This is a genomic window from Natrinema sp. CRL1 (assembly GCF_059162405.1).
In genome coordinates this window covers 17,243-29,662 of record NZ_JBLVOY010000003.1, presented here as the reverse complement: position 1 = coordinate 29,662, position 12,420 = coordinate 17,243, and the positions used below count along the sequence as shown (strand labels likewise).

Sequence of the window (12,420 nt, the reverse complement as noted above, 5' to 3'; positions counted from 1 at the left end):
CAGGCTGCAGGTCGATTAGCGCGGTCGCTCGTGTGACTCCCCTCGAGTGCCGATCAGTCGTCCTTGCTTCCCCACCCGAACGCCGTCCAGCCGCCGTCGGCGGTGAGCACTTCGCCCGTGACGAAGTTGTCCCCCGACGCGAGGAACTCGACGCAGTTCGCGATTTCCTCCGGCGTCCCGAACCGATCGAGCGGCGTTCGATCCCGAATATCCGACTCGTCGAAGTCCGTCTCGTCTTGGGCTTGTTCGACCATCTCCGTCATGATGTACCCCGGCGCGAGCGCGTTCACGTGGATATCGTGTTCCGCCCACTCGACCGCGAGACACCGGGTGAGGTTGTTGACTCCTCCCTTCGAGGTGTTGTACGGCGTGCGATCCTGCTGACCCATGCTCCCCATCATGCTCGAGATGTTGACGATCTCGCCGCCGTCTCCCTGGTCGATCATTTGGGACCCGGCCGCCTGCGCACAGAAGAAGGAGCCGGTCAGGTTCACGTCGATGACCTGCTGCCAGTCCTCGGCTGCCATCTCCTCCGCGGGACCGCGGATGTTGATCCCCGCGTTGTTTACCAGCACGTCGACCCGACCGAACCGGTCGACGGTCGCATCGATCAAGCGTTCGACCGACGACTTCTCGCTCACGTCGACTTCGACGGGGTGAGCGGTGCCATCCGCGTCGTCGAACTCGTTGACAACCTGTTCACAGTCCTCGAGCGATCGCGAACAGATGACGACGTTGTCGCCGAGTGCCACGAATCGCTCCGCGATACGCTTTCCGAGCCCTCTCGTCGAGCCCGTGACGATCACCGTTCGCGTCTCAGGGGTACTAGCCATAACGTACTCGACGCCCGTCCAAACGTGCTTAATTATGTTGATGATGAAACGACGACGGCTGTTTTGTTTCGCGTGACCGCTCTGCCGGTCAGTCACCACCGACCGCTCGAGTACCGTCTCCTACTCACTGGCCCTGCAGGCGCTCGAGGCGCTCAAGCGAGTCAGCGTCGGCCGGCTCCTTGTCCGGCCGCACGGCCTGAAACCGCGGGAATCGCAGCGCGTAGCCCGACGAGTAGGTGGGCGAGGACTGGATCTCCTCGTAGCCAACCTCGAAGACGACCGCGGGCTCGAGGTCGACCGCTTGTCCGTCCTCGGTTTCGATATGGGGCTCGAGCAGGTCGGTCAGTTCTGCGAGTTTCTCGTCGGTGATTCCGGTCGCGACCTTGCCGACCGTCTTCAAGTCGTCGCCCGCGCGCACGGAGAGTTCGAACGTTCCCAAAAACGTCGCGCGTCGCCCTTCGCCCCACTCCGCGCCGGTCACGACGCAGTCCAGCGTCTCCACGTCGGGTTTGCGCTTGCGCCAGTGTTTGCCCCGCCGGCCCGGCGAGTACGTCGACTCGGGGTTCTTGAGCATGATCCCCTCGTGGCCGGCCTCGAGCGCGTCGGCGTCGATCGACTCGATTTCGTCCGGATCGTCAGTGTGCCAGAGCAGGGAGAAGCCCTCGATGTCCTCGTCGTCGACGGCGGCCGCGTTGGAATCGGAATCGCTGGCCAGCAGCACCGATCGGAGCCGATCGTGGCGCGTCGTCAGCGGTTCTTCGAGCAGGTCCTCCCCGCCGGCGTGCAGACAGTCGAAGAAGACCGGCCGCACCGAGACGTCCTCGCGGGCCTTCGCGACGTCGTGTTTGCGCCGGAATCGCTTGAGCACCTCCTGAAACGGGAGCGGCGAGCCGTCCTCGTCGATCGCGACGACCTCCCCGTCGAGGATCACCGGGGACTCGAGGCGCTCCTCGGCGAATTCGACTACCTCGGGAAGTGCGTCGGTGACCTCCTCCATGTTCCGCGAGAAGACGCGCGTCTCGCCGTCGGGATCGTGATGCAGTTGGACCCGCGCCCCGTCGTACTTCCACTCGACGCCGGCGATCTCCCACTCCTCGAGCGCGTCGGTCACGGTCCCCGCCTGCGCGAGCATCGCTTGGACCGGCCGGCCGACTTCGAGTTCCATCGCGTCCAGTCCGTCGACGCCTTCGTCGCGGGCGATCCGGGCGACCCGTCCGTAGTCGTTCGAGACCTGAAGCGCGCGCTCGACTCGCTCCTCGGGCACGTCGAAGGCCGCCGCGATGGCGTCCCGAACGGTCCCCTCGCCGACGCCGATGCGCATCTCCGAGAGGACGAGCCGAGCGAGATAGCGCGCCTCTTCGCTCGAGCAGCGGTTGAACAGGCCAAAGAGCAGGTCGACCTTGCGGTCGTGGCTGCCCGACCCCTCGGCGGCGGCGAGGTCCGCGAGCGTCTCCGCGACCTCGCGGACGGTGAGGTCGCCGCCAGTGCCGTTACCGCCGGTACTGCCGCCAGCACCACTATCGTCGCCGCCGGTGAACGCACCGAGCCCCTGCTGGCCGCCGAAATCGTAACTGGCCGCCACGTCGCCGATCTCCCCGACCTCGGCGAGGCGCTCTTCGACGTCGTCGCTGCTCACGTTCGTCCCCGCGGCGCGGGCGATCGCCTCGTAACACGCGCTCGGCCCGATATCGAGCGTCGTCGAGTCCCACGCGGGGAATACCCGTCCCTGTGCGAACCGCGCGACGATCTCGAGCGTCTGCGGTTCCATCGCATCCCGTGAGGAACGTCGTTCCTCGCTCTCGTCCCCGGCGTCGGCGAGCAGGTCCCGAACGTGAGCCACGATCTCGAGATCGGCGGGTTCGGCTTCGATCGTCCCGGCGCGGTCGGCGAACGTGGCGAACTCCATCGGCGGAGTGTATCGCCGGGGAGAGTAAAACGGTTCTGAGACCGATCGGCGACGGGTGCACAGACGAACGTGGCGGGAACGATGGCACGAGAGTCCAATGCAGTTTGGGAAAAGACCTATCCGAAAAAGGTAACGAGTGCCACACCATGGAGCAGTTAGACGACACCGACCAGGAAATCCTCTCTCTGTTACAGACGAACGTCTACGAGATCACGAACGAGGAGATCGGGGAGCAGGTCGGCGTTTCGTCGACGACGGTAAGCGACCGGATCTCCAAACTCGAGGAACGCGGCGTGATCGAGAGCTACGAGACGGTCCTCGATTACGAGGCGGCGGGCATTCATCATCACTTCCTTCTTTTCTGTACGGTTCCGCTCGCGGACCGGGAACAGATGGCGGCCGAAACGCTGGAAAAACACGGCGTCATCACCGTTCGGGAAATCCTGGCCGGCAAGGAGAACCTCCACGTCGAAATCATCGGCGAGTCGACGACCGAAATTGCAACGATCATCGAGTCCCTCGAGGAGAGCGGCATCGAAGTGAACCGATCGGAGGTGCTCAAACAGGAGTACAGCCGTCCGTTCAACGGATTCGGACCGGAACGGAGCACACCGTAAGCACCGCCCCGTCGAGTTACCCGTCAGGACGCCGGAAAATAAGTTTTTGACCGGTGTTGTGGAACCGTACTATTACCAGACTATTTGCGTGGTGAACAAATACGCCCACGGTATGGAACGCCTGACCAATTCACCCCCGAGTATGACTGTCCTCCGGAAAGTCAGCGCGGAGAAAGGCGTCGACAGCACCGACCTCGCGCCGCTGTACCAGTCGGTCGAACCGGACGCGCTCGACTCGCTCTTCGAACACGGGTTCGATGGCGAACTCACGTTCAGGTACGAGGGCTACCACGTCACCGTCTCCGGCACCGGCGATGTCGACGTGACGAGCGAGAAACGACGTTAGCGGGTTCGCCAAGTCGAGTGCCACCGCAGTCACCGTCGATTTCGCTCGATCGCGACGGCCTTCGCTCGAGTCCGAGAGACGTGCTTTCAAGACAGTTGGGCGCACACTCGGAGGTATGCCAGAGGAGGAACTCGCCGCACGGGTCGCGGACGTATTGGCGGTCGACGCCGAGGATTTCCGCGAACGGGCCGAGGCGGACGCCGACGTCATCAAAGACGCCGTCGAGGACGGTGTCTTCGACAACCCACAGGCGATCGTCGGCCTCGAGTACGAGTTTTACGCCGTCAAAGCCGACGACTGTACCCTGCGGCGGGTCCCGCGCCGACTGCTCGAGTTGATCGGGTTCGAGAAGGAACTCGGGCTGCACAACGCCGAGATGACGACCAGTCCCCAACCGCTGAACGCACCGGGATTGGCCGCCCAGGAGTCAGAGGTCAAAGCGCGCTTACAGACGGCCCTCGACGTGACCCAGTCCGAGCGAATGCGACTGGTCAGCGACGCGCTCTGGACCATCCCGCCGGAAGGCGAGGACGCGGAGACCTACCTCACCGACAGCGTCGAGCGGACGACGACGGACGCCGACGGCACCGAACGCGCGATCCGCGTCGCGACGAACATGAGCGACTCCGCTCGGTATCACGCGATGGCGAACACCGATCAGGCCGAGTCCGCGGGAATGCGCATCGAGGCACCCCACGTCTCCGTCCAGGCCGACACGGTCATGCCCGAGAGCCTGATCACGTCGATCCAACCCCACTATCAAGTGGCCCACGCGCCCGACCTCCCCGACTACTTCAACTACGCGCTGCGGATCGCCGGCCCCCTCCTCGCGCTCGGCGTTAACTCCCCGTTCTTCCCCGCCGACCTCTACGACGACGACGCGACCGCCGACGATATCCTCCGGGACGGCTGGATGGAACACCGCATCAGCGTCTTCGAAACCGTGCTCAACGACCCGACCACGGGCGAAGGGAAGGTCCGCTTCCCCCACGACTTAGAGACCGTCGACGAGGCGATCGATCGGATCGCCGACGACGACACCATCGTCCCGATGCCGGTCGACGGCGGCGAGCGCTTCGACGACCAGTTCCCTCACTTCAGCCGGAAACACGGCACCTACTGGCGGTGGGTCCGCCCCGTCTTCGGCGGCCCCACCCGCTCGGCTGCCAACGCCCGCATCGAGTTCCGGCCGATCCCCGCCCAGCCGACGGTCCGCGATTCGATTTCCTTCCTCGCCGCCTTCGCCGGCCTGATGGAGAGCCTGACCCGCCTCGAGCACCCGGTGGTCGAACTCGACTGGGAACTCGCCCGGGAGAACTTCTACGCCGCGATGGTCGACGGGCTCGGGGCCGACCTGACGTGGATCACCAACGACGGCAAAGAGACGACCGACAGCCTCGCGCTCTACGAGGACCTGCTGGCCCACGCCGAGGACGGGTTGACCAACCGCGGGCTCAGCGAGGAAGACGCCGCGAAGTACCTCTACCCGCTCCGGCGGCGCGTCCGCCAGCGGGTGACGCCGGCCCGCTGGAAGCGCGAGCAGGTCGAGACAGCACTCGAGGACGGCGCGGACCTCCCCGACGCGATCGAGGCGATGCAACAGCGGTACGTCGCCCGGCAGTCGGAGACGCTACTCGAGGGGAGCTTCGCGGACTGGATCGGCGACTGACCAGTCGAACACGGTGGTACGAAAAAGGGATTACCGAGCCGGCTTGACGTTTTGGTTCATCCGGAAGAGATTGTCCGGATCGTACGCCGCTTTCAGGTCGGCCAGCCGGTTGTAGTTCTCGCCGTACCCGAGGGTCTCCTCACCTTCGTCCTCGCTGATGAAGTTCACGTAGACGCCGCCGGTCGCGTAGGGAGCCATCGCGTCGAAGAACGCCCGGGACCAGGCGATGCACTCGTCGTCCATCGCGGGGTCCTCCCAGCGCGTGTGGACGTTCATCCCGTATTTGGCGTCCCGGTGTGGGAACGCCGTCGCGTCCGCGGGCACTCGTCCCATCGCGCCGCCGATCTGTCCGAAGAAGACTTCCGACAGCGGCGTCGGGAGGTCCTGCGCGTACTCGACGACCGTCTCGATAGCGTCGTCGGGGATCGTGGCGAAGTTGTGTGACTTCCAGTAGTTTCTGGCCCCCTCGGTCAGCAACGGATCGAACGCCTGTTGGAACTCGGTGTATCGGTACGGGCCGACGGTGTCAGCGATCGGATCACCGTACTCACGGATCGGGGCCAGCACCGTCTCGCCCTCGGCGATATCGCCGGCGTAGAACGGCACCACCACGATCACGTCCTCGCCGTGGACGCGCTCGGGCAGGAACGGGAGCGGCGGGGCCTTGCGGAGGACGACCCAGACGGTCGCCTCGTCCGGCGCGGTCTCGTTGAAATCCCGCACGTGCCGGAGAACGTCGGGTGCGTCCGCGCCGTGATAGACGAGCATGCCGGCGAGCACCTCGGGACCGACTTCGTGGAGAGCGAACTCGAAGGACGTCACCACGCCGAAGTTGCCGCCGCCCCCGCGGACCCCCCAGAACAGGTCCGAGTTCTCGTCGTCGCTTGCGTGTCGCAGTTGGCCGTCCGCGGTGACGATGTCGACGGAGCGCAGGTTGTCCACCGTCAGTCCGTACCGGCGGGTGAGCCACCCGAATCCGCCGCCGAGCGTGAGCCCCGCGAGGCCGGTCGTCGAGTTGATTCCCGTCGGCGTCGCCAGCCCGAACGCCTGCGTCTCGTGGTCGAAATCGGCGAGGGTCGCGCCGGGCTCGACGCGAGCCGTCCGCTCTTCCGGATCCACGCGGACCGACCGCATCGCGGAGAGATCGAGCATCAGCCCGCCCTCACAGACCGCGTTCCCCGCGATGTTGTGTCCGCCGCCGCGAACCGCGAGTACCATGTCGTGTTCGCGAGCGAAGGTCACCGCCGCGATGACATCCGCGACGCCGACTGCCTGCGCGATGAGCGCCGGCCGCCTGTCGATCATCCCGTTCCAGATCGCTCGAGCCTCGTTGTAGTTCGGATCCTCGGGACGGAGCAACTCGCCGCGAAGCCCCTCGCCGAATCCGTCTATTGCACCGTCGTCTACGGGTGTGGTTGTCACTGCCATCATCCATCGATACTCCTACGCGTCGTGTAGCAATATAGTTTTACATAATTAATTATTAATATATGTTCGGCGCCGGGAGAGACTCGAGAACTGGCGCGTCGAGGCGTAACTCGAGAAAGATGTCGACACCGAACGGGAGTTTCTGCTCGGAGTCCGTTCGACGGGCCGCATTTGATCGGATGCGATCGGACATATCCACTTGGCAGACCGTAGTGTTGGATTGACTACTGGTTTATCTCCATCGAACACCTTCTATGATGTATGGGATCGATACACAAGTCAGCGGGCGATGCAACGCTCGAGGAACTTCCGGACGACGCCGTTCGATCCTTCACGTCGGGGTTCCACGGCGACGTACTGGGGCCGTCCGACGCGGCGTACGACGATGCGCGCCGGATCTGGAACGGGATGATAGACAAGTATCCGGCACTTATCGCGCGCTGTTCCGGGGTCGCAGACGTGGTCGCCGCGGTGACCTTCGCTCGCGAGCACGACCTCGAGCTCGCGGTCCGCGGCGGCGGGCACAACGTGGCAGGGACAGCCGTCTGCGACGGTGGCATCGTCGTCGACCTCTCGGACATGAACGGCGTTCGGGTCGACCGGGACGCGGGGACCGTCCGCGCGGAAGGCGGCGCGACCCTGGGGGATATCGACCGGGAGACGCAACTGTTCGGCCTCGCGACGGCCCTCGGTGTGGTCTCGGAGACGGGGGTCGCCGGGCTGACCCTCAACGGCGGCTACGGCCACCTGAGCCGGGAGTACGGGCTGGCGCTTGACAACGTAACCAGCGTCGACATCGTGACCGCAGATGGACAAGTGCACACGGCCAACGAAGACCAGAACGAGGACCTGTTCTGGGGGATCCGCGGGGGCGGCGGCAACCTCGGCGTCGTCACCTCTTTCGAGTTCGACCTCCACGAGGTCGGCCCCGAAGTGGACGCTCTCTTCGTCTGGTTTCACGGCGACGACACCGCGACGGCGCTGTCGGCGTTCGAAGAGTGGACTGAAACCGCGCCGCGAGATGCGGGCGTTCTCGCATTTACCGCCCACGTGCCCGACCTCGAGGAGTTCCCCGAGGAAGTCCACGGGGAGCCGGCGGTCGCGTTCCTCGGTGCTGCCCGTGGCGATTCGGCAGCGGCCGGCGACGTATTCGATCCGCTCCGGGAGAGCGCGACGCCGATCGCAGATCTGAGCGGTCCCATGACCTACGTCGATCTGCAATCGATGCTCGACGAGGACTATCCGGATGGCATGCGGTACTACTGGAAGTCGATCTTCCTCGACGAGTGTTCCGATGAGGTCGTGGACATCCTCGTCCGGTACACCGAGTCGGCCCCGTCGATGCTCTCGACGATCGATATCTGGCACCTCGGTGATGCGATCGCCGACGTTCCACGGGACGCGACCGCGTTCTGGCACCGCGACAAGCCGTACATGCTCACCGTCGAGGCGAACTGGGAAGCGCCGGCGGACGACGACGCGAACGTCGGTTGGGCCCGCGAGGCGTTCGCGGAGGTACAGGCCCTGCCGGCGGCCTCCGGCCGCTACGGTAACTTCCCGGGACTGAACGAAGACCCCGCGAAGTTGCTCTACGGCGACAACTACGACCGGCTGGCCGACCTGAAAGCCGCGTACGACCCGGACAATCTCTTCCGGACGAACCAGAACGTCGCTCCGCGACCGGCCGAAAACTGAGAGGGCATCGCGTCGACGGCTCGAGTCACGCGGCTCCGTCGGTCTCGAGTCCGATCCACGACCCAAGGGCCGAAAGCGATTAAGTAGCCACGCTCGAGAGGTGTAGGTATGGTTACCTTCCTCTCCGGGGGCACTGGAACGCCGAAGCTGTTAGACGGCGCTGCCGCCGCGTTCTCGCCGGAGGAGACCACGGTCGTCGCCAACACGGGCGACGACATCGAGCTCGGCGGGCTCTTCGTCTCGCCGGACGTCGATACGCTGCTGTTTCAGGGTGGTGGGATCCTCGACCGCGAGACGTGGTGGGGCATCGATGGCGACACGCACCGAACCAACTCGGCGCTTTCGGACATCGCGTCGGCCGCGGGGCTCCCCGACGGCCCGCAGTATCTCCCCGAGCAAAAACAGACCGAGGGCCGCGAGCTCGCGAACTGGCGGCGCTTCTCCGGCGTCGCCGAGTTCATGACGATCGGCGACCGCGACCGGGCGGTCCACATCACGCGGACCAGCCTCCTCGACGAGGGCTACACGCTGAGCGAGGCAATCGAGCGGCTCGCGAGCGCCTTCGGGCTCACGATCGATCTCCTCCCGATGAGCGACGACGCCGTCGCAAGTCTCGTCCACACCGACGAGGGGCTCATGCACTTTCAGGAGTACTGGGTCGCCCACCGCGGCGAGCCGACCGTCAACACGGTCGAGTTCCGCGGCTCCTCGCAGGCCGAGCCCGCGCCGGGCGTCCTCGACGCGCTTTCCGACACCGTCGTTATCGGCCCCTCGAACCCGGTCACCAGCATCGGGCCGATGCTGGCACTGCCGGGCGTGGCCGACGCGCTCGCCCAGACGACGGTCGTCGCCGTCTCACCGTTCCTCGGCGGCGATGCGTTCTCCGGGCCAGCCGCCGATCTGATGGCGGCCGTCAATGCAGAGCCAAGCACCGCGGGGCTGGCGGCCGCCTACCCGTTCGCGGACGCCTTCGTGATCGACGAGAACGACGACACGGAGTTCGACCGGCCGACGGTTCAGACTGACATCGCGATCGACGGCCGCGAGGACGCCGTTCGGGTGATCCGCGCGATCGAAGCCGCGATCGAGCGAGTGAGCTGAGATGGCCTCGAGGGTCTCATTTTCGCCGCCGCTCGCGCTCGCGAGTCTCAGCGGTGAAGCCGATGCCGACTGGGCGCGAGCCGGCGTTGGGTACGCCGGCGCTGCCTTTCTTGGCGGGATCGCACTCGACGCGGACTCGAGGGCGGCCGCGCGGGAACTCGTCGCGCGCGAACGCACCGAATTCCTCCCCGACGATCCGCTCGCCTTTATCGACCGCGAACTCGAGGCACTCGCGGAGACGCCGATCCAGCCCGCATTCAACGTCCGGAGCGCGACCCCCGAACCGGTCGCGGAAGCTGCCCGCGTCTGCCGGGATCGGGACGCCTTCCTCGAGATCAACGCCCACTGCCGGCAGGACGAACTCTGTGCCGTCGGCTGCGGCGAGACGCTCCTGTGTGACGGCGAGCGTCTCGCCAGCTATGTCGACCGCGCGGCCGAGACCGGCGCGACCGTGGGCGTGAAAGTTCGAGCGGAGGTTCCAGGGGTCGACCTTCCGGAACTCGCCCGAGGGCTCGAGGCTGCGGGCGCGGACTTCGTCCACGTCGACGCGATGGACACCGAGTCGGTGATCGCCGACGTGGCCGACGCGACCGACCTGTTCGTCATCGCCAACAACGGCGTCCGCGACGACGAGACCGTCCACGAGTACGTCGAGTACGGTGCCGACGCCGTCAGCGTCGGCCGGCCCAGCGACAATCCGGTCGTCCTCGAGCGCGTTCGCGACGCAGTGGAGCGACGACTGGGACTCGAGGCGAGCCAGTAGCTGCTGGCGGTACTGACAGACGAGTTTCGAACACCTCGCAAAAACGATCGATGCGGTCGAGCGGCGTCCAGTTTTGAGCCCGACGAAACTACAGCGGCGCGCCGACCAGGATGAGTTTCGCGCGCTCGTCGCCGCGGTTGTGGATCTGGCGCGTTTCCTCGGGATCCAGCCGAATGACGTCGTCCGTCTCGAGTTCGACCGTCTCGTTGGCATCTGTAAGGGCGACCTCGACCGGGCCCTCGACGACGTAGTAGACTTCCTCCTGTCCGGACCCGGACTCGTCGTGTTCCATGCCCTTGCCGCCGGGCTCGAGCTCGAGGACCGAGATGCCGAGGTTTTCGGCGTCGAGGGCCTCTTTGAGGAACCACATGCCGCCCCACTCCTCGTCGATGACTGACTCCGGATCGGTCTTCGCGGCCGTATCGTAGCCCATACGCGAGCAGTCGGCCGTTCAACACTTAAACTGCCGGGACGACGACCGGGATTGCCGCTTACGTCCGCTACTCGTCGCCGTACCCGTCGCCGGGCTCAATCCCTACCCCTAAGCCCTCCCGGCAGCAACTGACCGTATGCGATCACCGGCAGGGAACGCGGAACTGGCGTTACTGTTGGAGGTCGCGGGGACCCCCAAGCCGGGGAACGTCGACCGTCACCGTGACCTCGCGGACCTGCGGTTCGAACACTTCCTCGCCGGCGCGGTGGGGGCCCGCGACGGACTCGAGTCGGCGGCCGACGGCGCGGCGGTCGGACCGGCCTTCGAGCGGGCCGTCGCGGGGATGGCCACACAGGAGGGCGGGAACACGCAGTTCGGGTCGCTCCTGTTGCTCGTCCCGCTCGTCCGCGCCGCCCGCGAAGACCTCTCACAGCCCGTCGCCGAGACTGTCGTCCGGGAGACGACCGTCGGCGACGCGGCGTCGTTCTACCGCGCGTTCGACCACGTCGATGTCGGGGTCGACGACCCGCCAGAAGACATGGCGGCCCTCGACGTCCGCCGCGGCGCGGACGCGATCCCCGCGCTCTTCGAGCGCGGGCTGACGCTGTTCGAGATCATGGAACGAAGCGTCCCCGGCGACGGCGTCGCCCGCGAGTGGGTCCGCGGCTTCGACCGCTCGTTCGCGGCCGCCGAAGGACTCGCCGAGGCCGACGGCCCGATCCCGGATCGAACCGCGGCGGTCTTTCTCTCCGCACTCGCCGAGCGACCGGATACGCTCGTCGCGACGCGCCACGACGAGTCCACCGCCCGCGAGGTGACCGATCGGGCCGCGGAACTCCTCGAGGACGACGCCCTCGAGACGGACACCGAGGCCGTCGACGCCTTCGCCGCAGATCTCGTCGACCGCGGCGTCAACCCCGGCACGACAGCGGATATCACCGCCGCTGGGTTATTCATCGCGCTCGAGCACGGGGCGATCGAGCTATGAGCGACGATCGAAACGCGAGAGCGGAAGACACGGGGCCGGGCGAAAAGACGGCGAGTGGCGAGAACGGAGCGGAGACAGAAACATGGCCCGTCGAACTGTCCGGCGTCACGGAGTCCGTCGTGACGACGCTGGGGCCGAACGGGCTGTGGAACGCCGCCGCGCTCGGGCTCTACGCCGGCGATCCCGTCACCGCGCGGACGTGGGGGAACACCCGAACCCGGCGGAACTTCCGTCGGCAGGGCGAGGGCTACGTCCAGTTCGTCGACGATCCGGTCGCCTTCGCAGACGCCGCCCTCTCGATCGTCGAACGCGAAGAGCCGATTCTCGAGTCCGCGAACGCCTGGGCGCGCGTCGCGGTCGAGCGGGTCGACGCGGGGAGCGAGGGCAACACCGAGTGGGAGGAGTGGACTCTCCGCCCCCTCGAGTCGGCCGTCGAACGCGAGACGGTTCCGACGATCGACCGCGGGTTCGGGGCCGTCGTCGAGGCGACCGTCGCCGCATCGCGACTCGGCGTCGCCGAGTACGACGAGGGCGACCTTCGGGACCGCCTCGCCTACTGCGCCTCGGTCGTCGACCGCGCCGGCAGCCCCCGGGAGCGGGAAGGGCTCGAGCGCGTACGCGAGCACTCCTCGTGGTGAGAC

Annotated in this window: 12 protein-coding genes; 8 read left to right on the top strand and 4 right to left on the bottom strand. The window is 66.4% G+C overall.

Annotated elements, in window-relative coordinates:
* Window positions 1-53: 53 nt before the first annotated feature.
* Window positions 54-833 carry an SDR family NAD(P)-dependent oxidoreductase gene (locus ACJYUO_RS11000; RefSeq protein WP_494345420.1) on the bottom strand — a complete coding sequence of 260 codons (780 nt, stop codon included), beginning with the start codon at window positions 831-833 and terminating at the stop codon, window positions 54-56.
* A 124-nt stretch (window positions 834-957) separates the two neighbouring features.
* Window positions 958-2,739: an ATP-dependent DNA ligase LigA gene (gene ligA / locus ACJYUO_RS10995; RefSeq protein ID WP_494345419.1), complete on the bottom strand. Its 1,782-nt coding sequence runs from the start codon at window positions 2,737-2,739 to the stop codon at window positions 958-960.
* 146 nt (window positions 2,740-2,885) lie between these two features.
* Here ligA and ACJYUO_RS10990 point away from each other — a divergent pair, with 146 nt between their 5' ends.
* The 3 genes from ACJYUO_RS10990 (at window position 2,886) to ACJYUO_RS10980 (ending at window position 5,371) form a co-directional block, all read left to right on the top strand.
* Window positions 2,886-3,356, top strand: coding sequence for an Lrp/AsnC family transcriptional regulator (locus tag ACJYUO_RS10990; protein WP_494345418.1), 471 nt, complete (start codon window positions 2,886-2,888; stop codon window positions 3,354-3,356).
* 112 nt (window positions 3,357-3,468) lie between these two features.
* A complete protein-coding gene (gene ddfA, locus ACJYUO_RS10985; protein ID WP_494345417.1) occupies window positions 3,469-3,702 on the top strand; it encodes a DdfA family disk-determining factor in 234 nt (77 codons plus the stop codon).
* A 115-nt stretch (window positions 3,703-3,817) separates the two neighbouring features.
* A complete protein-coding gene (locus ACJYUO_RS10980) occupies window positions 3,818-5,371 on the top strand; it encodes a glutamate-cysteine ligase family protein (RefSeq protein ID WP_494345416.1) in 1,554 nt (517 codons plus the stop codon).
* A 30-nt stretch (window positions 5,372-5,401) separates the two neighbouring features.
* On the opposite strand, the gene ACJYUO_RS10975 is transcribed toward ACJYUO_RS10980, so the two are convergent.
* Window positions 5,402-6,799, bottom strand: coding sequence for an FAD-binding oxidoreductase (locus ACJYUO_RS10975; RefSeq protein ID WP_494345984.1), 1,398 nt, complete (start codon window positions 6,797-6,799; stop codon window positions 5,402-5,404).
* Between the two features lie 261 nt (window positions 6,800-7,060).
* Between ACJYUO_RS10975 and ACJYUO_RS10970 the strand changes: the two genes are divergently transcribed.
* The 3 genes from ACJYUO_RS10970 to ACJYUO_RS10960 all read left to right on the top strand — a co-directional run bounded on the left by ACJYUO_RS10970 (window position 7,061) and on the right by ACJYUO_RS10960 (window position 10,358).
* Window positions 7,061-8,494, top strand: coding sequence for an FAD-binding oxidoreductase (locus ACJYUO_RS10970; protein ID WP_494345415.1), 1,434 nt, complete (start codon window positions 7,061-7,063; stop codon window positions 8,492-8,494).
* A gap of 108 nt (window positions 8,495-8,602) precedes the next feature.
* The gene (gene cofD, locus ACJYUO_RS10965; protein WP_494345414.1) at window positions 8,603-9,595 is read left to right on the top strand and encodes a 2-phospho-L-lactate transferase; all 993 of its coding nucleotides are present in this window, start codon (window positions 8,603-8,605) and stop codon (window positions 9,593-9,595) included.
* 1 nt (window position 9,596) lies between these two features.
* Complete coding sequence (locus tag ACJYUO_RS10960; RefSeq protein ID WP_494345413.1) at window positions 9,597-10,358, top strand: tRNA-dihydrouridine synthase; 762 nt, start codon at window positions 9,597-9,599, stop codon at window positions 10,356-10,358.
* 88 nt (window positions 10,359-10,446) lie between these two features.
* On the opposite strand, the gene ACJYUO_RS10955 is transcribed toward ACJYUO_RS10960, so the two are convergent.
* A complete protein-coding gene (locus tag ACJYUO_RS10955; RefSeq protein WP_494345412.1) occupies window positions 10,447-10,791 on the bottom strand; it encodes a cupin domain-containing protein in 345 nt (114 codons plus the stop codon).
* Between the two features lie 136 nt (window positions 10,792-10,927).
* Here ACJYUO_RS10955 and ACJYUO_RS10950 point away from each other — a divergent pair, with 136 nt between their 5' ends.
* The gene (locus ACJYUO_RS10950) at window positions 10,928-11,779 is read left to right on the top strand and encodes a triphosphoribosyl-dephospho-CoA synthase (RefSeq protein WP_494345411.1); all 852 of its coding nucleotides are present in this window, start codon (window positions 10,928-10,930) and stop codon (window positions 11,777-11,779) included.
* Window positions 11,776-12,417 carry a DUF447 domain-containing protein gene (locus ACJYUO_RS10945; protein WP_494345410.1) on the top strand — a complete coding sequence of 214 codons (642 nt, stop codon included), beginning with the start codon at window positions 11,776-11,778 and terminating at the stop codon, window positions 12,415-12,417. The genes ACJYUO_RS10950 and ACJYUO_RS10945 overlap by 4 nt, the downstream gene beginning before the upstream one ends.
* The last annotated feature ends 3 nt before the right edge of the window (window positions 12,418-12,420 follow it).